At 66.5% G+C, this 21,832-nt stretch carries 17 protein-coding genes and 1 pseudogene; 7 read left to right on the forward strand and 11 right to left on the reverse strand.

Translation table 11 applies throughout. From position 1 onward, the window contains the following. Positions 1 to 460: 460 nt before the first annotated feature. From OG736_RS46710 to OG736_RS46725, 4 genes and pseudogenes are all read left to right on the forward strand, one after another. Positions 461 to 7,591 carry a restriction endonuclease fold toxin gene (locus tag OG736_RS46710; RefSeq protein WP_327188249.1) on the forward strand — a complete coding sequence of 2,377 codons (7,131 nt, stop codon included), beginning with the start codon at positions 461 to 463 and terminating at the stop codon, positions 7,589 to 7,591. 6 nt (positions 7,592 to 7,597) lie between these two features. Then, entirely contained in the window at positions 7,598 to 7,951 is a 354-nt protein-coding gene (locus tag OG736_RS46715; RefSeq protein WP_327188250.1) for a hypothetical protein, read from the forward strand. Positions 7,952 to 8,043: 92 nt separating this feature from the next. Beyond that, a pseudogene (locus OG736_RS46720) lies at positions 8,044 to 9,051 on the forward strand (ISAzo13 family transposase); the annotation flags it as partial. A gap of 134 nt (positions 9,052 to 9,185) precedes the next feature. After that, on the forward strand, positions 9,186 to 10,319 hold the full coding sequence (locus OG736_RS46725) for an IS630 family transposase (protein WP_327188251.1): 1,134 nt from the start codon (positions 9,186 to 9,188) through the stop codon (positions 10,317 to 10,319). 52 nt (positions 10,320 to 10,371) lie between these two features. Here OG736_RS46725 and OG736_RS46730 read toward each other — a convergent pair whose 3' ends face one another. Beyond that, entirely contained in the window at positions 10,372 to 11,022 is a 651-nt protein-coding gene (locus OG736_RS46730; protein WP_327188252.1) for a hypothetical protein, read from the reverse strand. A gap of 250 nt (positions 11,023 to 11,272) precedes the next feature. Here OG736_RS46730 and OG736_RS46735 point away from each other — a divergent pair, with 250 nt between their 5' ends. Together OG736_RS46735 and OG736_RS46740 are read left to right on the forward strand one after the other, a co-directional pair. After that, positions 11,273 to 11,497, forward strand: a complete 225-nt coding sequence (locus tag OG736_RS46735; protein ID WP_327188253.1) for a DUF8825 domain-containing protein — start codon at positions 11,273 to 11,275, stop codon at positions 11,495 to 11,497. Further along, positions 11,494 to 11,706, forward strand: a complete 213-nt coding sequence (locus OG736_RS46740) for a LexA family protein (protein WP_327188254.1) — start codon at positions 11,494 to 11,496, stop codon at positions 11,704 to 11,706. Before OG736_RS46735 ends, OG736_RS46740 begins: the two co-directional genes overlap by 4 nt. Before the next feature lie 36 nt (positions 11,707 to 11,742). On the opposite strand, the gene OG736_RS46745 is transcribed toward OG736_RS46740, so the two are convergent. The 6 genes from OG736_RS46745 to OG736_RS46770 form a co-directional block, all read right to left on the reverse strand. Then, complete coding sequence (locus OG736_RS46745; RefSeq protein WP_327188255.1) at positions 11,743 to 12,312, reverse strand: maleylpyruvate isomerase N-terminal domain-containing protein; 570 nt, start codon at positions 12,310 to 12,312, stop codon at positions 11,743 to 11,745. 55 nt (positions 12,313 to 12,367) lie between these two features. Continuing rightward, positions 12,368 to 13,489 (reverse strand): IS630 family transposase, encoded by a 1,122-nt coding sequence (locus OG736_RS46750; protein ID WP_327188256.1) that lies wholly within the window; start codon positions 13,487 to 13,489, stop codon positions 12,368 to 12,370. Positions 13,490 to 13,564: 75 nt separating this feature from the next. Then, positions 13,565 to 14,122: a chloramphenicol phosphotransferase CPT family protein gene (locus OG736_RS46755; protein ID WP_327188257.1), complete on the reverse strand. Its 558-nt coding sequence runs from the start codon at positions 14,120 to 14,122 to the stop codon at positions 13,565 to 13,567. 192 nt (positions 14,123 to 14,314) lie between these two features. Next, positions 14,315 to 15,163, reverse strand: a complete 849-nt coding sequence (locus OG736_RS46760) for an IS5 family transposase (protein WP_327188258.1) — start codon at positions 15,161 to 15,163, stop codon at positions 14,315 to 14,317. 16 nt (positions 15,164 to 15,179) lie between these two features. Next, positions 15,180 to 15,566: a hypothetical protein gene (locus OG736_RS46765; RefSeq protein WP_266709257.1), complete on the reverse strand. Its 387-nt coding sequence runs from the start codon at positions 15,564 to 15,566 to the stop codon at positions 15,180 to 15,182. A gap of 44 nt (positions 15,567 to 15,610) precedes the next feature. Continuing rightward, complete coding sequence (locus OG736_RS46770; protein WP_327188259.1) at positions 15,611 to 16,462, reverse strand: DUF6192 family protein; 852 nt, start codon at positions 16,460 to 16,462, stop codon at positions 15,611 to 15,613. 60 nt (positions 16,463 to 16,522) lie between these two features. Between OG736_RS46770 and OG736_RS46775 the strand changes: the two genes are divergently transcribed. Beyond that, positions 16,523 to 16,834 (forward strand): replication initiation protein, RepL2, encoded by a 312-nt coding sequence (locus OG736_RS46775; RefSeq protein WP_327188260.1) that lies wholly within the window; start codon positions 16,523 to 16,525, stop codon positions 16,832 to 16,834. Between the two features lie 122 nt (positions 16,835 to 16,956). On the opposite strand, the gene OG736_RS46780 is transcribed toward OG736_RS46775, so the two are convergent. From OG736_RS46780 to OG736_RS46795, 4 genes are all read right to left on the reverse strand, one after another. Further along, positions 16,957 to 19,371, reverse strand: a complete 2,415-nt coding sequence (locus OG736_RS46780) for a UvrD-helicase domain-containing protein (protein ID WP_327188261.1) — start codon at positions 19,369 to 19,371, stop codon at positions 16,957 to 16,959. Positions 19,372 to 19,705: 334 nt separating this feature from the next. Continuing rightward, the gene (locus tag OG736_RS46785; RefSeq protein ID WP_327188262.1) at positions 19,706 to 20,431 is read right to left on the reverse strand and encodes a DCL family protein; all 726 of its coding nucleotides are present in this window, start codon (positions 20,429 to 20,431) and stop codon (positions 19,706 to 19,708) included. A gap of 28 nt (positions 20,432 to 20,459) precedes the next feature. Beyond that, positions 20,460 to 20,744 carry a hypothetical protein gene (locus OG736_RS46790; protein WP_327188263.1) on the reverse strand — a complete coding sequence of 95 codons (285 nt, stop codon included), beginning with the start codon at positions 20,742 to 20,744 and terminating at the stop codon, positions 20,460 to 20,462. A gap of 382 nt (positions 20,745 to 21,126) precedes the next feature. Then, positions 21,127 to 21,831, reverse strand: coding sequence for a hypothetical protein (locus OG736_RS46795; RefSeq protein WP_327188265.1), 705 nt, complete (start codon positions 21,829 to 21,831; stop codon positions 21,127 to 21,129). Between the last annotated feature and the right edge of the window lies 1 nt (position 21,832).

Here is a 21,832-nt window from a genome sequence, read left to right on the forward strand (position 1 = left end):
GCCGTATCGGCATGTGCGGTTGCCACCATGCCGGACAGCGACAGAGCGCTGAGCGCGGCAGCCAGCGCCGCGCTCAGCATTGTTCTGCGCAGGGTTGGTCTCACCGTCAGGTACCCCCAGGTCTGTTCGGACGTGATCAGTTATGTCGATCAACGTTCAGTGGACAGGCTTTTCGCTTTCTGGGGCAGAGCTGATTGATGGCTGGATGACCTGACATGTCCGAGTCGAGCGGCAAGCTTTACAAATCCTTGGCTTCTGATTGTCCGGAGTTGTCGGAATTGATTACTGTCCGGCGGCTCGCCTGCTCTGCGATAGTCGCCCGCGCAGCCGCATCTTGATCAAGGTGTGGAGCACCGTCGTGCCTGCATACGGGGCAAGTGGGGGGATCGGCATGACCAGGACAGGTTGGCTGAGACGGAACATGCGTCGTGTCGGCGCTCGACACCGGATCGTCGGTGTCATGGTGGCGCTGGCACTTGCCGCGCCGACCGCGATACCCGCAGCCGCTGACACCCAGGACCGTGCTGGGGCCCCTGCGGTGCAACAGGCTCCGGTGGTGAAGGGCGTCACGACACTCACCCCGCGCACACTGAAGGTCAAGGACCAGACCAAGCGATCCTTCCGTCCGGCGAAGATCACTTGGCCGGCCGCCGCGACCGGCACAGCCTCCCTGGACGCCCCGCAAACCGGTGCGAAGCAAGGAGCCAAGGCAACGGCTGCCGGCACGCCGGTCTGGGCCCGGGCGGTGGTCCCGACCAAGGGCTCCTACCAGGGACCCGAAGGCGTTTCGGTACGTGTGCTGCCGCATCAGGACGCCACCGAGCTCGGCGTGAGCGGCGTCGTCCTCACCGCCCAGGCCACCACCGGCGGCAATGGGAACGTGCAACTGGGCCTGGACTACAGCGCCTTCGAGCAGGCTTACGGAGGCAATTACGCCGACCGCCTGCACCTGGTCAAACTGCCCGCCTGCGCCCTGACCACCCCGCAGCGAGCCACTTGCCGCACCCAGACCCCCCTCGCCACCGACCAGGACCTCACAGCCCACGAGCTGGCGACCACCGTGCCCCTTCAGGGCTCTCAGCCGCAGGCGCGCCCGTCCCGGACTGCACTGTCAGGCCACACCGCTGCCGATCCGGCCTCGTACACCACCGTGACGGCAGCGGATGTCACGGGTGGCACCGAGGCGGTGGTCCTGGCAGCAACCGCCACCACCTCGTCAGAAGGCGGTGCGGTCGGCAGCTACGAGGCGACGGCCCTAGCGCCGTCCGGCTCTTGGTCGGGCGGAAGCTCGACAGGCTCGTTCACCTACAACTACCCCATTGCGTCAGCCACCTCGTCGGGTTCACTGGAGCCCTCGATTGGTCTGGCCTATGACTCCGGCTCAGTGGACGGGCAGACCTCCTCCACCCAGGCCCAGGCTTCCTGGGTGGGAGACGGCTGGGAGACACCCGATTCCTATATCGAGCAGAGCTTCACGTCCTGCTCGGACATCCCGGAAGGCACCGCCTCGCCGGTATCCAGCGCGGACCACTGCTATGATGGGCCGATTCTGACTCTGTCGCTGAACGGCTCCTCCACCTCGCTGGTGAAGAACGACAGCGACGGTACCTGGAAGCCGGCCGACGACAACGGCGGGACCGTCAAGCACGTCACCAACGCGAACAACGGTTCGGGCACCTACAACACCGACTACTGGATCGTCACCGAACGTGACGGCACCCAGTACCAGTTCGGCCGCAACCAACTACCCGGCTGGACCACCGGCAAAGCCACGACCAAGTCGGTGGACAGCGTCCCGGTGTACTCCGCGCACTCAGGCGACCCCTGCTACAGCTCATCGGGGTTCAGCGCCTCGGTGTGCACCATGGCCTACAAGTGGCACCTCGACTATGTCGTGGACGCCCACGCCACCGCCATGGCCTACTACTACGCCCAGGACACCAACTACTACGGTGAGGAGAACGGCGCCCGCAACGTCTCCTACGTCCGCGATTCCCACCTGGCCCGCATCGACTATGGCTTCCGTGACGGCGGCGCCTACGGCACTGTCCCCGACCAGGTCGTCCTCACCACCGCCGCGCGCTGCACTCTGGCCACGTGCGACCCGCTCTCGGCGAGCACCGCCGCCAGCCAGTACCCGGACGTCCCCTACGACCTGGTCTGCGCCTCAGGGGCGACCTGTTCCGCGCACGCGCCGACGTTCTTCTCCACCGTCCGACTGGCCTCGGTCAAGGTCCAGCAGTACAGCGTGACGGCAGCCAACTACCAGGCGGTCGACACCTACACTCTGCACCAGAGCGAGCCCGCCACCGGCGATGGCACCTCGCCCACGCTGTGGCTGGCGTCGATCACCCACGAAGGCGACGACACCACTGCCGGCGGCTCCACCTCTCCGATCACCCTTCCGGACGTCAAGTTTGCCGGCGTTGACTTGAAGAACCGGGTCGACACCTCCAACTTTCCCGGCCTGTACCGCTACCGCATCTCCGGCATCACGAGCGAGATGGGCGGGCTGACCTCCGTCAGCTACGACCTGCCGGACGCCTGCACCGCCACCTACGTGGCCAGCGCGGACCCCAAGACCAACACCAAGTCCTGCTACCCCGTCTCCTGGACACCCAAGGACTACCTCAACCCGATCACCGACTGGTTCGAGAAGTACGCGGTCACCCAAGTGCTGGAGACCGACAGTACCGACAGTCCCGACGACACTGACGTCCCCGACGACGCGCTGGTCAAGCAGACGAACTATCTCTATGCCGGTGGGGCCGCCTGGCACCACGACGACAACGAGGTAGTCAACGCCAAGTACCGCACCTGGGGTCAGTTCCGCGGCTACGCGAGCGTGGAGACCCGCACAGGCGACGGCGTCAACGACGCGCAGACCAAGACGGTCACCTCCTACTACCGCGGCATGGACGACGACTGGCTGTCCTCCTCCAGCCGCCGCTCGGTGACGGTGACCGACTCACAAGGCGGCGTGCACACCGATAGCGACCAGCTGGCGGGCAACGTCCTGGAGACCACCGCCTACACCGGCGTCGGCGGCACCGTGGACAACTCCACCGTCACCTCCTACTGGATCTCCGCCGCCACAGCCACCCGAGCCCGCACCGGCCTGCCGGCCCTCACCGCCCACACCACCAACACCGCAGAGACCTGGAGCCGCCAGGCGCTCACCAGCGGGAGCACTACAACCTGGCGCGTCACCGAGACCGACAACACCTACAACGCCACCGTCACGGACGACAACTTCGGTCTGCTGACCTACAGCTACACCCACACGGTGCCCGCCGTCGCCGCGTACGACCAGTGCACCGCAATCACCTATGCAAAGGCCAACACGACCACCAACCTGGTCGGCCTGGCAGCCTCCAAGGAGACCGATTCGGTCGCCTGCGCAGGATTCAGCCAGAACACTCCGGCCACCGTGCCGAAAACCCTCAACACCCTCACCGCACCCACCAGCGTCTCCCGGCCTGACCAGGTGGTCTCCGCTACAAGGACGTACTACGACGACACCAGCTTCGCCACCACCTTTCCTCAGACGGCCGCGCCCACCAAGGGCGAGATCACCATGGCGCGGCACGTCTCCGCCTACAGCGGCGGCGCGTTCACCTGGCAGACCCAGACCCGCGCCACCTACGACACCTACGGCCGCCCCAAAGACGCCTACGACGCAGCCGGCAACAAGACCACCACGGCCTACACCGTTAACAGCGTCGGACTGACCACCGGTTCAACGGTCACCAACGCCAAGAACCAGACCACCAGCACCACCACCGACCCCAGCCGCGGTCTCACTCTGGCCACCACCGACGCCAACGGGATCACCGACACCGTCCACTACGACGCACTCGGACGCACCACCGACGTGTGGCAGCACGGCCACCCCACCACTGCCGGCGCTGACACCAAGTACACCTACACGGTCTCCCAGACCGGCCAGTCCGGCACCACCACCGACACCCGGAACGACTCCCTGGGCTACGTCACTTCCTACTCCCTCATCGACTCACTCGGCCGGGCACGGCAGAGCCAGACGCCGACCCCGCAGGGCGGTCGTACGATCACCGAGTCCTTCTACGACTCGCACGGCTGGGTGTGGAAGAAGAACAACGTCTACTGGGACCCCAATAGTCTTCCCAGCCTGTCGCCGGCCTCAGCGCAGGACTCCACGATCCCCAACCAGGACCGCTACACCCTCGACGGTTTGGGTCGCGTGGTCGTCGATGACTCCATGCAGTACTCGGTGCTCAAGCAAAAGACCACCACCGTTTTCAGCGGGGACGCCACCACCGTCATCCCGCCGGCCGGCGGCACGGTCCAGACCACACGCACCGACCCCCTCGGCCGCACATCTGAGATCGACTCCTACAGCACCCGCCCGACGCTGAGCACCCCGATCAACACCTTCACCGGCCTGTTCTCCATTGGCGGCGGCACCTACAACGCGATCAGCTACGGCTACGACGGTCACGGCAAGCAGAACACCGTCACCGCCAAGGGCAGCACCTGGACCACCGCGTACGACCTGCTCGGCCGCGCCACATCCAAGACCGACCCGGACGCCGGCACCACCAGCATGATCTACGACGCGGTCGGCAATCTCACCCAGACCACCGACGCCCGCGGCAAGAGCATTTCCAACACCTACGACGTGTTGAATCGCCAGACGGGCCAGTACGCCTCCACAGTCGCTGCTCAAGCCCCCGGCGCCAGTGGCAACCAGATGGCGGCCTGGACCTACGACAACGACAACGCCGTATCAGGCGTCACCAATCCGATCGGCCAGAAGACCACCACCACCTCCTACAACGCCGGAAACACTTACACCACCCAGCAGTTGGCCTTCAACGCCTTTGGTGAATCACTCGGCCAGTCCATTGCCATCCCGGCCGTCCACGGAGCACTCGGCGGCAAGACCTATACGTTCCGCCACACCTACAGCGCTAACACCGGCCTGCTACTCACCGACAACTACCCTCTCGGTGGCGGCCTCCCCAACGAGATCGTCAGCCACGGCTACGCCACCGCCCTGGACCTGCCCAATGCAATGGGCACCACCTCTTACGGCTACGCCCAGAGCACCGTCTACACCGCTTACGGCCAGGTGGCGCAGGAGATCCTGGGCGACAGCGAGCCGAATCAAGCCTTCCTCACCAACACCTACGACCCGCACACGGGAGCACTCACCGACCAGTTGGTGACGCGCTCCGCCACCGCGGTTCCGTCGAAGGTCGACGACCAGAACTACAAGTACGACGCGGCGGGCAACATCACCAGGCAGGTCACCACCCGCCTGGGAGCCACTACGGCTCCCGAGACCCAGTGCTACCAGTACGACGAACTCGACCGACTCACCCAAGCCTGGACCGCTACCGGCAGCTGCGACGCCGTCCCCACCACAAGCGCTCACGCCCAGGTTAGCGACCCGCTGGCCGGCGGCACCGCGTACTGGACCAGCTGGGACTTCGACGTCCTCGGACAGCGCCAGCACCAGATCGAACACTCCACCAGCGGCGGCAGCGATACCACCACCAGCTACGCCTACGACTACAACGGCAACAGCACCCCCCAGCCCCACGCACTGACCTCCACTCAGGCCAGTGGCGCAAGCACCGCCACCACCAGCTACACCTACGACAAGGCCGGCAACACCACCACGCGTAACACCATCGCCTCCGGCAACCAGACACTGACCTGGAACGACGCCGGACAGCTCACCCAGGTCAGCGGCGGCAAAACCGGAACCACCGGCTACATCTACGACGCCGACGGCAACGTCCTGCTCCAGACCGATCCCGCCAGCACCACCCTCTACCTGCCCGGCGAACAGCTCACCCTTACCGGAACCACCACCACCGGCGTCCGCTACCTCCCCCTGCCCGGCGGCGGCACCGCAGTTCGCACAGGAACCGGCACCAACTACAAGTTCGAAATCAGCGACCCCCACGGCACCAGCAGCCTGTACCTCGACAACACCGCCCAGACCCCCACCTGGCGCCAGTTCACCCCCTATGGCGGCACTCGAGGCACGACCGTCAACTGGCTCGACAACCGTGGCTTCCTCAACGCCCCCGACAACACCAACACCGGTCTCACCCAACTCGGCGCCCGCCAATACGACCCCACCCTCGGCCGCTTCGCCAGCCTCGACCCCCTCTTCGAGGCCACCGACGACCAACAGCTCGCCGGCTACTCCTACGCCGCCGGTAACCCCATCACCCACAGCGACCCCTCCGGACTGTGCGCGGGCCCCGACTGCCCAACCCGCAACTGCCCTTCCTGCCTCAACTCCACGCCCGGCAACAAGGTCAGCACCCAAGCGGCCATGCGGGATGAATTCGGTACAGGCAGCACTCCCACCAATACCGTTGCCAGCAAAAGCGGCACTGCCAACAGCGGAGGCGGAGGCCACGGCCACTGGAGCCACGTCAGTCATAAAAGCGGGATCGGCGGCTACGTCTCAGGATTTGTTGACCAGTTCAAAGCCATAGGCGTAGGCGTAGTCAACCAAGGTTTCGCCAGCCTCGAATCGGGCGGTGACTGCCTCCTCGGAGGCGACCTCGCCACCTGCATCGATATGACCGTACCTATCACGCCACTCATCTCTACCATCAGCGGTACGTACGAAACCGGCGCCAGTATCTACACCGAGTATAAAAATGGCGACGGCGAGCACGCCACCGGACGGATCGGCGCATTTGCGCTCGTGGCAATCCTCACTCAGGGGCGGGGAAGCGCGGCCGAGGCTGATGAAGCCGCTGCGGTTAGGCCCCCGTGCAAGAGCTTCACACCCGACACGCCCGTCCTGCTGGCCAACGGCAGGTCGAAACCAATTGCCAAGGTCAAGCTCGGCGACAAGGTCGCAACGTCTGATCCGAAGACGGGCAAACGCAAAGGCACACGAGCTGTTTCTGCGGTTTGGATCAATCACGACTACGACCTCGTCGACCTCCGCATCCGCCAAGCGGATGGCACGATAAGCGTCCTCCACACGACAGCCAAGCACCTCATCTGGGACGACACCCTCCACAGCTGGATACCAACCGGGGAACTCGCAGCCGGCCACGCACTCAACACCGCCACGAACCAGCACGCCCGTGCAGTCTCCGTCACTGTTCGCCCCGGCGACCAGGACATGTACAACCTGACAGTCGCCGACCTGCACACGTACTATGTGCTCGCAGGCGCCACGCCGATCCTTGTCCATAACTGCGAAGGGATGAAAGCCTCCGCCCAAGTCCGCGATTTGGTGGGCCAAGGTAAGACGAGGGCGGCCGCCGATGCGCACTATGAAGACATGGTGAGGGAACGTACGGGTGGTACATCGCAGATGATCAACGGGCGTGAGGTGGACGCCGTTACAAGCGATGCGCTAATTCAAGTGAAGCGGACATGGACGGCAGTCAATCGGCCAAAGAACTTCCTGAGCAAGTCGACGAGGAATCAGATCAAGGCTACTCTCTCAAGTGCAGAAGAAATGGGAATGAGGGCCGAATTCTGGTTCAAGTATGGCGTCCATCCCGTTGTCCGAAGCTACATCGAGGGTAAGGGCGGTATTGTCCGGACTGGACTGGGAGACTGATCGACAGTGTCGAAGTACTTCAATGTGCGAGGGTTCCTCGACTGTGATTATGGTGACCTGGACGTGATCCGGGACGTGGTCGTGCAGTACAGGAGCGCAGGGGCGCAGTTCCACCTGACTGAAGAGACTGTCGCCTTGTACATGGATGGGTGGCTTTACCAGAAGAGAGAGATTAATTGGATCGCCCACGCGTTCTTCGGGGCGTCCATGAAGAGCGGGGGCGTGGATCTTGTGCTCGATCAGCTGGAGAGAATCGCGGAGTTGATTCCTGAGCTGGAGGGAGCGTTCTTCGTGGATGATGACGAGGGTGGCCCTTCTCGTAGGTGGGAGGTAGCGAATGGGCGTGTATCCATCCAATAGGAATCTCGCGATCTGGCTTCGCACCGTGCTTCGCCTTTGGGCTTGCCGGGAAACAAGTCGTGGCTTCCAGCTGCGGGACTCGTTGCTCTGGTATGGGGAGACCGGAGGGGATCGAGGCCGTCCTGGCTGCGAAGTTCCAGGTGTTGTTGCCGCACCTGGACGAGCGTCAGCGTCGACTGGCCATAGGGGCGGAAGCGCTGTCGCTGGGGCATGGTGGGATCAGGCTCGTCGCTGCTGCGGCGGGGGTTCAAGAGGGCACGGTCTCGCGCGGAGCGTCTGAACTGGACTCTGGTCAGGCTCTGTTGGGGCGGGTCCGTCGTCCTGGTGGGGGCCGGAAGAAGGCTGTGGACCTTGATCCGGGGCTGCGGCCGGCGCTGCTGGCGTTGGTCGAGCCCGACGAGCGGGGCGATCCGATGTCGCCGCTGCGGTGGACGACGAAGTCGACTCGGAAGCTGGCAGCGGAGCTGACCAGGCAGGGCCACCGCGTCTCCGCAGACACTGTCGCCGGCCTGCTGCGGGAGGAAGGCTTCAGTCTGCAGGCCAACGCCAAGACCATCGAGGGTGCTCAGCACCCCGACAGGGACGCACAGTTCCGCTACCTCAATGAGCAGTCACGAGACCACGGGCACGCCGGCGACCCGGTGATTAGCGTGGACAGCAAGAAGAAGGAGCTGATCGGCGACTACAAGAACGCCGGGCACCAATGGCGGCCCGCAGGGCAGCCCGTGAGGGTCAAGACGCACGACTTCCCCGGCCAGGCCGAGAAGGCGATTCCGTACGGAATCTATGACACGGCTGCGAACATCGGCTGGGTCAGCATCGGCACCGATCACGACACCGCGGCGTTCGCCGTCGCCTCGATCCGGCGCTGGTGGCAGGCCCGCGGTCGCCACGACTACCCCCGCGCCCGCCGACTGCTGATCACCGCCGACGGCGGAGGCTCCAACGGCTACCGCACCCGCGGCTGGAAGACACAGCTCGCCGAGCTCGCTGCCGAGACCGGCCTTGAGATCACGGTGTGCCACCTGCCGCCCGGCACCTCAAAGTGGAACAAGATCGAGCACCGGCTGTTCTCCCACATCACCATGAACTGGCGCGGCAGTTGTAGGCTGTCAGGGGCCCGGGAGGCGCGCAGGCTTTGGCTAGTGCGGCATCAGGCAACGTTTGCCCTGTTGTGACGTGACGCGCCGTCCGGGTGCTGTGCCGGGCGGTGCGTGGCCGTCATCCTGGCTGGATGGCGGAGCGAGTACGTGTACGCGAGATCGACGACGACGAGGGCAGACGGCTGCTGCGGATCATCCGCAGGGGCACCGGATCGGTGGTGACCTGGCGGCGGGCCCAGATGGTGCTGCTGTCCGCGCAGGGCATGCCGGTGGCGAAGATCGCCGAGGTGTCGTTCACCAGCGATGACCGGGTCCGGGATGTGATCCACAACTTCAACGCCGACGGCTTCGAGTCGCTGTATCCGAAGTACAAGGGCGGCCGGCCCAAGACGTTCACGCTGCCAGAGCGGCGCGAGATCAAGAAGATCGCGAAGTCGAAGCCGACCGAGCACGACCTGCCGTTCTCCACCTGGAGCCTGACCAAGCTGGCGGACTTCCTGGTCGCCGAGGGGGTGGTCGACGACATCAGCCACGAGGGCCTGCGCATCCTGCTCCGCGAGGAAGGCGTCTCGTTTCAACGCCTGAAGACCTGGAAGTCCTCCCGCGATCCGGATTACGCGGCCAAGAAGGCCCGCGTCGAACACCTCTACGCGATCGCCGACCGCGAGGTCATACCCGAGGACGGCGAGCCTGAAGTCATCTTCTGTCTCGATGAGTTCGGACCGCTGAACCTGATGCCCCACCCGGGCCGGCAATGGGCCGAGCGCGGCGGCAAGCACAAAGACCCCGACCGTGAACCACGCCGCAGGCGGCGGGCGACCTACAACCGCTACGGCGGGGTGCGGCACCTGTTCGCTGCCCTGGACCTGGCCAGGGACAAGCTCTACGGCCACATCAAACCGGTCAAGAAGCGGACGCAGTTCCTGGAGTTCTGCCGCTACCTGCGCAGCCTCCACCCGGACAGCGTCCGCATCGCGATCGTCTGCGACAACTTTTCCCCGCATCTGACTACGAAGAGGTTCCAGCGGGTCGGCACCTGGGCGGCGGCGAACAACGTCGAGATCGCCTACACCCCGACCAACAGCTCCTGGCTCAACCGGATCGAGGCCCAGTTCACGGCCCTGCGCTACTTCACCCTCGACGGCACCGACCATGCCGACCACAGGGAACAGGGCAGCATGATCCGCCGCTACATCATCTGGCGAAACCGCCACGCCGACGACCAGCGCCTCCGCAAGGTCGTGACCAGAGCCAACGTCGCCTGAATCCGACCGCGTCGGCGTTCACGGCTGCCGGCCAGGCCTGAACCTTCCCGCATCACATTGCCCTGGCCTGACCGGCCAGCCACTGCTTCACTTCATGCCAGGCAGCCCGCTCCGCCGTCTCGGTGCCCCACCACCAGGTGAAAGGCGAGTCGTTGGACGTCAACTCCTCCCGCCACCAGCCGAGGCTGTCAGCCAGATGACGGCGGGCTACAGGGCCCGTCTCCGCCTCCCAGCGGGCAAGCCACGGGGTGACCGAGGAACTCGCGGTCACGCAGCTCTCGAACACTGCACACGCCGGAATGGGCGGCGACTTCGTCCGCAGGGTCTGCGTCCACCACGCGTCCAGGAATCCGGCCACTGCCCCAGCCTGCTCGCGGGGCCACCGTGACCAGCCTGCCGCGGCCAGTCCGCGGGCCATGAGATCGGACTCGGCCTCGCCCTCGGTGAGCACCACGACGAGCTGCGGCAGAACCCGACGGATGATCGCGGGCTGGTCGTCCCAATGGAAAGGATCTTTCTGTGCGACCCGGCGGACAAGGTCCGTCGGGAGCGGGACGCCGGGAGTCCGCAGCAGCTCGACCTCGCCCTCATTGAAGCACCGGCCGCAGCCGGTCTCGTCCGCTTGGGCCGTCATGCCGGCGAAGGTCTTCGCGACCCTCACCGTCGCAGCGGAAAGGGCATTGCCTCCTGCAGAAATCACCATGCATCCCGTCAAGGCTCCAGCAGGCTGACCCAGCCGAAGAGAGCGACGTTACCAGGCGACAACTCAGCCGTCAGAACAGGGCGAACGTTGCCTGACGCGGCACTAGGGAGTCGAGTGCCTGCCGGTTCCTGGAGGCGGTGCGCATCCTGCACCGGGGCGGTCCTAGCCCCGCAACCTGTCGTCCGGCTGCGGCGGGCGGTGCCGGGGGTGTCGCTTGGCACGGAAATCGAACAAGCGATCTAATACCGGTATGGACGGCACCGACTTCCCCGACGACCTGCTGCAGACACAGCACGCCTGGAACGCGACCTACCGCGCGCTCGCCGCGCCCCGGCCCCGCAACGTCACGGCGGCGCTGCGCCGCCGTCTGCTCCGGCTCTCCGTACGCCTGTGGTGGCACCCGTACTGGACCCAGGGATCGGCCGGCCGGGAAGAGCTGCGCCGCCGGGGCCGTGCAGTGGAGCGGCAGCAGTGAACCGGCGGCCGCAGCACCTGACGGCGCGCGAGGAGGAGATCCTGCGCGCGATCCGCCACTCCATCCGGGACCGGGGTGAGGCGCTGTCGGTGCGGGAGCTCGGGCTGCGCAGCCCCGCGTCGGTGGCCTATCACCTGGCCAACCTGGAGGACCGCGGGGCGCTGGTCCGCGACGGACGCAGCTGGCAGAGCTGCCGTCTGACCGGCTAGTGCTGTGACCGGGAACGTTCGCCGGGGTCAGCTCGATCAGTCCGATCGTGCTGCTTCCCACCTCCATGAGGTTTGGCCCGGGAGGCCGTCGAGTTCTCTGCGGCCGGTGCACCAGAGGAGTACCTGAGTGGGGTCTCCGTGTGGGGCGGCGGGGAAGAGCCGGTTGAGTACTGCTGCGCTCAGCGGTGCTGGTGGCAGCCAGTCCACGGTCAGTCCCTGCGTGATGTCGTAGGTGTGCAGCAGGGTTTCGGCGACGCCCATCGCCGCGAACCCTTCGGGGTCGCACGGGCCCCAGTGCCAGGCCCTCAGGGCCGGGTTGGCTGTGGCCAGGGCGCTGCTGAGCAGTCCGCCGCAGGCGGTGACGGCCTGGAGTACTTCGGCCGGCGAGGCAGTGGGGCGAACGTTCAGGTCGATGGGAAGGTAGGCGTCGGCGGGCTGTGCTGCCAGCTGCCCTGCGTAGGCCAGCAGGTCGTGGCCGATGTGGGCTGCTGTTTGCCAGCAGGTCCATTCGAGCGGCCCCGCCGGCACCGTCCAATCCGCGGCGGTATGGGGGCCAAGCACCCGCAGCATCTCTGCCATGGCGGCGTCGACGTCCTGATGGTCCATGCAGAGCTCCTCGCGGTCGGTGTTGTGGGAGTGGGCTGTGCCGGTGGTCGATCCTTCACGCCGCCGGGCATCTGGCACGTCCGCCCCAGCGGATGCCTTTCTCGCTGCGGATGCGGGCACGCTCTCGGCGTTGTGCGGCGAGTACGTCGGGGTGGCGGGCGTTGGTGTTGCGCCAGCGCAGGTAGCGGTGCAGGGCCCGGGTCTGCGTGGGATGGCTGCGATGGTGGGAGTTGGCGAGGGTGAACTGGCGCAGCGGGCCGAAGTGGGCCTCGATCGGGTTGGCCCAGGAGGCGTAGGTCGGGGTGAAGCACAGCTCGACCTTGTTCTTCTTCGCCCAGCGGCGGATGTCCGCACCGGTGTGGGCGGAGAGGTTGTCCAGGATGATGTAGATCGGGGCGCCGTCGGGTCGGGCGGCGCGGATCGACGTCAGCGCCGCCAGTGTGTTGGCGGTGCCTTTGCGGCGGCGGTTGACGCCCCACAGACGGTTGTCGCCAACGGAGTAGCAGCCGTGGAAGTAGGTGACGCCGTGGGTGCGGCGGTAGGTCGCCGGCAGCCGGTCGGGCTTTCCTTGCTTCGCCCAGCAAGAACCCGCGGTGGGCCGGATCCCCAGCGGCCCGAACTCGTCGAAGGCGAACACCCGGTCCGGGAAGCGCCCCAGCACCTGCTCGATCCGGTCGAGCTTGGCGTCGCGGTTGGGATCTGGGGACTCCTTCCAGGTCTTGGTGCGCTGGAAGGTGATGCCGCGGCGCGACAGCAGGCACCGTAAGGCTTCCCGGCCGATGCGGATGACACGCCCGTGCACACGGCGCAGGTAGGCGGCGAGTTTGCGGATCGACCAGCGGGTGAAGGGCTGACCGAGCTTGCTGGGGCGGGTGGTGGCCATCTGGACGACGAAGTCCTCGTCGTCAGGGGTGAGCAGGCGGGGACGGCCTCCCGCCCATCGAGGGTCCAGACAGGCCAGGCCGATCTCGTTGAACCGGTGGATCACATCCCGGACGGTGTCCTCGTCGGCCTGGACCAGCTGTGCGATCACCGGGACGCGGTTTCCGCCGGCGGACGCCAGCAACATCATCGCCCGCCGGTAGCGCACCGAGTTGGTACTTCCCCGGCGCACGATCTGCTGCAGCTTCTGCCCTTCCTGATCGGTCAGTCTGCGCACCCGCACAGGCTCAGCCACCACACCTCCAGCGGTCGGAACCGACGTCACCGCCCATCCAACCGCCCCAACCACCAACCCGGCGAACGTTCCCGGTCACAGCACTAGGTAGCGTCGGCGGAGGCGAGTGAAGGCCGTAGGGCTGGGGCGGTGCGGCAGGAACTTCTGGATCTGCTGAGCGCATTCGCGAGGGTTCGCCGTGCTGGTGTCGCACTCCAGGTCGTAGTCGCCATGACCATGAACCACGTCATATTGGTGTGCTGCCAGGCCAGTCGGACGGTCGCCGCGGGCCAGCTCACGGCGGGTCAGTTCCTCCAGCGGGCAGTGGACGCCGACAAACAGGACGTCCTCGGGTCGTAGCACCGTCAGGCAGTCGAGCAGCCGCCACGGCTCGCTCAGCACATGGTCGACCACGATGTCGTTGCCCACCTCAGCCATGGCCGCTATCGAACGGTGGAAGCCCATCCGGGTCCGCCGCAGCGAGGCGTCGAGTTCATCCGCCCCAAGCTCCCGCTTGCTGCGCATCGCGTTGAACCCGTCGACCGCCAAGTGGAAGAAGACGCCGTCGTCCAAGATGTCCAGAAGTTCCCGGGCGATGCTCGACTTCCCTGAGCTGGACGTACCGTTGAGGAAGATGATCCGACCAGATGCCATACCGACATGATCACACGTGCCGCCCGGTGGCCGTCTTCATCGTTCGGCCTGATCCCAGAACGTCACGGAGCCCGTCCACGACCGACGTCCCCGTGGGCAGATCTGGCCACGAGGGTGGAAGATTATGTGACGCTGAAGCAGACGAACGCGGGGAATTGCGTGACCGCCGACAGTGGGGTGAGGCTCGGCCGGTCAGGCCTTCTTCGACCATCTGGCGTGAGGGCCTTTGCGCGTGAGTCGGCGGGTCATCAGAGTGATGAGTGCCCAGGTCAGATGTGCTTCTGAGTGCTGCGGGAGGCGTTCGTAATCGCGGACGTTGCGTCGGGCTTTCATGATCCAGCCCAGAGTCCGTTCGACCTTCCAGCGCCTGGGCAGGACGACGAAGCCTTTGGCTCCGCGAGGGCGGGAGACCGTTTTGAGGGTCATGTTGAGGAAGCTGCCTGACCAGTTGATGAGCTGGCCGCCGTAGGCGGAGTCGGCCCAGACCTGCGTGATCTGCGGCTGCATGACCCGCAGCCGCCAGAGGAGTTCGCGGGCGGCGTCCCGGTCGGTGGTGTCGGCGGGCGTCACCGTGATCATCACCGGAAGCCCGAGGGTGTCGACGGCGATGTGTCTCTTGCGTCCGTTGACCTTCTTCCCGGCGTCGAACCCGCGGGTGGCCTTGGAAACTGTCTCGGCTCCCTTGACCGACTGTGAATCGACGATCAACGTCACGGGCCAGGGGCATCGTCCCTGGGCCGTGCGGATCTGCCGCCGGAGTTGATCACGGAGAAAGCCGATGACGCCGCGGCGGTGCCAGGCGGCGAAGTGGTAGTAGACGGTCTGCCAGGGCGGATAATCCGCGGGCAGGGCCCGCCACTTGACCCCGTTGTCGACGAGATAGCGGATGGCATCGACGATGTCGCGGCGATGCCACTTCTCCGGCCGGCCGCCGGTCTTGGTCTGGCAGGCCGGCAGGGGAAGCAGCGGTTCGATCAGCGCCCATTCCGCGACAGAGGTGTCGGAGGGATAGCGGCGCCGGCGGGTCGTTGAAGCTGGCATGGGAGGGGGTCCGGAGTCATTTGGAGAGCTGGGCGAGGGTGGCGCGGACGCCGGTGAGCTGGGCGGATGCGAGCTGGGCCCACTCGTCGTCGGGGTGTCGCATGAGGTGGGGGTCGAGCGTCCCCGTGATCAACCGGGTGAGGCGGCCCAGAACGAGACGGAACTGCTTCTTCTCGTATTCGATCCAGTCGGCCGGTTCCTCGGAGAAGAGGTAGCCGTCCTTGCGTCGCCAGATGATCGGGGTCAGGTGCTCCGAGGCACCGACGTCGCGCAAGTGACGGACTCCCCGGGCGACCTGGGACGGGGAGAGGCGGGTGGCGGCGACCAGCTGCTTGGTCTGGAGTCCTGATGGTCGGGCTTCCATGAGCGAGACGCGGACCAGGTCGCCGTAGTGCTCTGACAACGGCCGGGCCTGACCGGCGTCTCGGGGACGGCGGGACACCGCTGTCACTCGCCCTTTAGGAGCTGGGTGAGCTGCTCGTCCAGGGTGAACGTGCCTGTCTCCAGCGCGGCCTCCAGCCAGTCGGCAGCTCCCCGGACCTTGGCGATCGAACGACGGACCGTCTCGCGTTCGTCATCGCTGAACTCCTGGTCCCGCAGCCGCGGAACGAGCCGCCCCAGCGTGGCGACGTACTGGTGGGCGGAGCCGACCAGGTCGAGGTATTCCATGGTGTGCTCGATCTTGCGGACGGCGGGCATGCGCTCGCGGATCTGCTCGCGGGCCTGCTCGGAGTTGTCGAACTGGGCCCGGTTGACGGTGAAGCGGACGTCGTCGTTGCGCATCGCCTGCCGGGCGACGCGGGGACGTTGCAGCAGCTCGGCGGTGACCGAGGTGGCGACCTCGTCGTCGCGGGTGAGTTCCTTGACGACCCTGACCCGCTCGGCGGCCGGCATGCTCTTCGCGGTCTCGGGACGCGAGAGCAGAGAGGCCGTCACCTGGACGGCCACGTCGTCATCGCGGGTCAGATCCTTGACCGCCCGGACCTTCTCCTCGACCGAGATCGGATTGTCGACCTGGTGCCCGACCAGGCGTTTCGCCCCGTCCGTGGTCCACTGCTTGCGGTTGGAACGCGGGTTGAAAGGGGCGTCCTCGACCGACACCCACCGTTCCTCCTCGTCCGCAATGGAGGCGAGGACCTTGTGGACCGTGTGAGACACGCCGTCCTTGCGTTTGTCCTTCGGCCAGCGCGACGACACCCACCGCCAGTCCTCAACCGTCGCCCGTGAAACGCCGATGTCATCGGCGAACAGCTGCAACGACTCCTCGACCGTGAACAGGTCGTCCGTCCCCTTGGCCACCGACCCTCCCACCGGTCGCATCGGCTCGATGAGCACGTCCCCTTCGTGGTGGGAGGCCCAGTGAACAACGACGACAAGCGAAAGCTCCTGGATATCCTCCACCGCACCGCCGGCATGACCGCCAACCAGCGTCTGGTCATCATGCTTTACGCGATGCACCCCACCGACCGCGGCGGCGCCGTCGTTGAGACCGGCGCCAACCTCGCCCAGCTCGTCGGCCTGTCCCCGACCGTGTTCTCGCGCACCCGGCGCCAGGTCGTGGAGGCCGGATGGCTTGAGGAGTCCGAGCGGCTGGCGCACATCAGCTACTACCGGCTCAGCGAGAAGAGCACCGGTGAGGACGTGGTCGTCCCTCTGCGCCGTGCAACCTGAACAGTTCCAAGAACCAGAGCTCATGTACGTGAGGTCAATGAGTACCGCTCCTGGGAGCGGTACTCATTGACCTCACGTACATGAGCCGGTCTGACGGCACAGGCGAATCGCCAGGTCCGTGGTCAGCCCTTCTCCGACGGCGTCGAGCGCTGTGGCCGGCGAAGGTGGTCGCGCAGCAGTGCGCGCAGCTGGGGCAGTGGAACCTGAGTGCCCAGAGCATTGAGGAATTCCGGGACGTCCCATGTGATCAGAGCGCCCTGGCGGGAAAGGTAGAGGCCCACCCGGTCGATGCCGTACACGTTGTCGTAGTCGAGCAGCAGGTATCCGGCGAGCTGCTGTACGGCGGCGCGGTTGATCGTGTGAGGGCGGGTGGTGGCCTTGCAGTCGATCAGTAGCCCGCCGACGATGAAGTCCGCATCAGCCCCGCCCAGGTCGGCACTGCCGGCGAACACCGGCCCGCACACCCGCTGTTCGTCCGGCAAGTCCCTGAACGGTGCGAAAGGCTGCTCGGCCAGCTCCATCTGCTCGGAGATGTCCTCCAGCACGTACGCTGGCACCGCCGCGGTCAGGTGATCCACGGTGGTGTGCGCGTCGGCGAGGGCCAGCAGGTTCCGGCGCCGGGAGAAGACGCCATTGCGGTAGATGGCCTCATAGAAGCCTGCAACGTGACACAGCCGGGTCAATTCCTCCTCGCTCAGTCCAGGCCCTCCTTCGAGGTGGTTCTGGAGACGGGCAAGCAGGTGGGTGCCGGCCGTATGCAAGGTCGCACGCACCTCAGGGGCGGGAGCCCCCTCGATCGGGAGCCGGCTGCCGAGTAGCCGAATGCCCGACGCGACCGCGCCTCCAGGGCCGCGGCCGAGACTGAGCCGGAGGCGGTAGTCGATGGTGTGCCCAAGGGCCGCATAATCGGGGCGCCGCTCATCCATGGGCTGCACCGCGGGCGGAAGTCCCCGCGAGCGGTCCAGGTATGCGCCGACCACCCGCTCAGGTCGCGGTAGATGCCGGTTCAGAAAGACGGACATCGGCGAGCGAGGGTACTGGAGCTGTCCGGTCAGCGGCAGCGCGGCCAGGGGCACGCCGTCCGGGGTACTGGTCACAGTTGCGCGCCAAGCATGCCGGATCTGGGCTTCGGCCCACTGGATCCCCGTCGTATCCAGCAACTCGCGGGCCCGCGTCACCGCCACGTAAATCAGACGGGCCTCCGCCGGATGCACGCCTCGTGCCGCCGCTTCCTCCGCAGGTGGCGTGAATCCGGCCCCGATCCGCACCCGCCTCCACTCGCGTCCCTTGGCCTTGTGCACCGTCGAGACCACCACCCGCGCCTGGTCCTCGTCGACCATGCGCTTCACGGCCGCGATGATCTGCTGCGGCCCGTAGGTATCGACCAGCTCCACGATCGCCTTGAGCTCTGCTGCCGCGGAGTCCTGCTCCGCGTACTCCTGCACCTCACCCCAGGACGAGAACAGGAGCAGCTCATGATGCGAGGTTCGCCGGCCCGCCTGCAGGTCGATCGCCGCCTCAGCGATCGTCAACAGCGGCTTGCTGCCCCCGGCCAGCGCAACCGGCACCCCCTTCTCGAGGAAGGCCAGCACCTCAGCGAGTGCGTCGGCGTTCCCCCGGCACAACACCGCATCGGGGACCGCGACCTGCCGCAGTCCCGATACACCACCGGCGTGCCCGGTCAGCTGCATCGTCGACAAGGCAGCCCGCAACCACCGATTCGCCACCTCCGCGATAGCCGGTCCGAACCTGAACGACTGCGTCAGCTCCAGCTGCTGCCCGGGGAAACTGCTCATGATGTCCTTGGCATGCCGCCAGTCATAGATCTGCTGTGCCGGATCCCCGACACACACGCGCTGCGCATCCTGCGCCAGGAAGATCTCCTCCAAGACCGGGTTGGTGTCCTGCGCTTCGTCCAGCAGCACGAAGTCCGCAGGCAGTCTCGGCCGCGTCAGCGCCCACATCTTGAGGTAGTGATCGTGCTGAAACGGCAGCTTTCCCTGAAGCGAGCAGATGTCGTCCCACGCCCACCGCGCCCTGCTCAGCAGCACCTGCGCCAGATACTGCGCCCCCTGGTCATCCAGTCCGTTCACCGGGCCCAGATGCCGGGCTGCCACCTGCTGATCTGTGCTGTAGCAAAAACGCCGGACCATCTCCATCACCAGCCGCGCCTGCGTCGTCGCCCTCAGCCGCCTCTTGCCCACGGCCAGGTCGCGGTCCAGCCCCAGCAACTGCGCCGTACGCCTCAACGGCATGTGGCGCGAGCCATCGAGCCGGTCCTGGAACCGGCGACCCACCGCCCGGTGCGCCAACGAGCGCGACGTACGGCACTCCACATTCCTCCCGAAGCGGCTCTTGGCTTCGTCGGCGATCGGCTTGTTGAAGGCCACGTACAGGCCCCGGCCACGCGTTGCCGAGCCCATCATCACCAGCGTCGAAGTCTTCCCTGTACCGGCGCCGGCCACCAACGCCAAGTCTTGGCCTGCGGCAAACGCCTCCCGGGCCGCCTCCTGCTCAGCCGTCGCCCGCAAAGCCACACCACACATCCCTTCCACCCCGCAGCGCGGGTCGCCTCGGTCCGGCCCTGTTTCGGCCGCGCACGACGAGCATGGCGGGGCCCACTGACAGCCTGTCACCTGCTCCCATACGCCCATGCGGATCTTCGAATTGATGGCCGATCGGCCACCCCCGGTCATCCCCTTCTGGACAGCACCACGGCAAGGGCCCGGGCAGTTTCACGGCCATCGCCCAAGCTGGGCAGACCGTCGGAGGACCTGCGCCAAGGGGGTCCTCCGGTCTCGCCAGCGCAAGGGCTGCACCAGGCACAGATTGCGCCAGCTTCGCGGTTCCGACTGCTCCGCACACGGCCGTTCACGGAGCAGGAGTGCCGGCCGTTCCTGCCCGCCGCAGATCGGAAAGGTTGACGCGCTTCAGTACCGGCCGCAGCACGGCACGCTCCTGATGGTGGTGCTGCCAGCGCCCCTCGAGCGCCTTGTCCTCCAGTTCGATGTAACTGACCCCGGCACCTGTATCGGGCAGGATCCGGAAATCGTCCACCCCACCGTTGGCAGCGATGAACGCCTCGGCCAGGTCGAGGAACGTCGGGGGCGCATGGTCGATATGCAGCTCGGCAGCGGACTCGATAGGCGCCCCTGTGACGGAGCAGACGAGCGGCTGCCCGGAGTCGAGCGCCGCGGTCCGTGAAGCCGCCACCTGATCAGCTATCGCGTGCCGCAACGCGGCAAGTACCTGAGTGCGCTGGCTGAGGGGGGTCAGGCAGGCGTTCCACGAGAAGTCGGCCACCTCGCCGTCGAGCCGCACCAGAGCGAGCCCGACGCTTCTGCGTCCGTGATCGGTGTGGGCGATGATGCGGAAGTGGGCGATGCCGTCGCCCCGCTTGAGGTCGTACTCGGGGTGGCATTCGAGAAGATGACGGAGGAACGCATCGTCGTCGGGGCCGGTGACGTCACCGTCGATGCCGTATCGCTGGACGATGCTGCTGTCGGACCGCGCTGAAGATTTCAGTAAGCAGGCCCCTGACCTGGGCACTGAAATCTTCCGTGCGGTGACCTGAGCCACTGTCGCCGCGCGGAACATTTCAGGACCCGATGCTGAGCACTGTGCGCTACTTCATAGACCGCGGGGTGATCGTGCGGGCCACCGCAGCGGCCGCCAGTCGGGCGAGGTTGTCGACACTGTTGATGGCCCCGTTGTTGACGCTGTGCAGTGGTGCCGCCGGGTCGCCCGTGGGGCTGATTCTGGACCAAGCGTCAAGGACGGCCTGGACAAGGTCGTCGCGCACCCCGATCCCGTCTGCGCCATACCGGTAGCCGCGCCGGAGGGCATCGTCGTCCTCGGTGTCGTGGAGTGGCTCGCCGCCCTGGCGTTGGGACTGCCCGTTCTCGTTCATGTGGTCCTCGCTGGTTGGGACGCGGTGGCCTGTACCTGACTGAGCACTTCGGTGCCGCACTGAAGAACCTACTGAATTGTTTCGTGCGCTACTGAAAACTCCGGTGCGGTCCGACAGCTGCGGCAGATGTTCCGGACGGCTTCCTTGGTGGGGTAGTGGGTCGGGCCAATGGTTATGCCTCTGGGCACAGGTGGTCTCCGTTCGGCCGCGGTCTTCCTGCATCGTCACCTTCCACCACCGCGCGATGGAGGCGCAGCCGTACGCGGAAAGGCGGGAACGTCACCACATCCTTCGCCCGCAACCGCGACCGCCGCTCACCCCAGTTCCGCTGATCAGCGGTCAGATGACGGCTGGCACAGGCTGGCGTGCTCTGCCGGCGGGCTCATGTCGTGACGAGTTCATCCCAGTGGTCGGCGAGGGCGGGGATGGGCTGGGGGACGGGCCCCAGGAGCCCGCTGTGGGGAGCTTGGAGTTCGTCGATAGCGTCCTTGACCGCGTCTTCGCAGACGGTGGGGCCCGACAGGGGGAGGGCGTAGCGGACGCTGAGGGAGGGGTGGGGGCTGGTGTCGGCCTGGTGGGGGACGGGTGTGTAGCAGGACCAGTCCAGGCGGTTGAGGCGGTGGATCTGGCCGGCCCAGTGCTGGGCGTCGCGCATGTCGCCGTGGCGCAGGTGGAGCAGGTACAGGCTCAACGCGGCGGTGGTGCTGCCGGCGCCCGCAGCGTAGTGCCACCAGAACTGCGCTCCTTCTTCCTGGTCGGCGAGGTAGAGCAGGCAGGCGAAGGTCAGAGCGCCGTCGGGGTCACGGGAGGCATCGAAGGCGGAGATGTGGCGGGCGGCGCCGTGGTGGTGGACGGCGCCGCGGCACAGGGTACGCAGGTCGTGCGCGGCCTGGTCGTGCAGGGCGCCGGGAAGCTGGTGAGCTCGGGCGCCGGATGTGGAGGTGCTGAGGAACTGCACCCAGCGCAGCTCGTGCAGTTGGCGGGCGAGGTTGTGCCGGGAGGTCTCCAGATCGGCGGCGGTGTATTCGCCCTGGAAGACGCGGGCACGGCGTAGTGCCTCGTCGATGCTGCGCGGGGCGCGGGTCATG

This window comes from Streptomyces sp. NBC_01334 (assembly GCF_035983595.1).
GTDB lineage: Bacteria > Actinomycetota > Actinomycetes > Streptomycetales > Streptomycetaceae > Streptomyces > Streptomyces coriariae.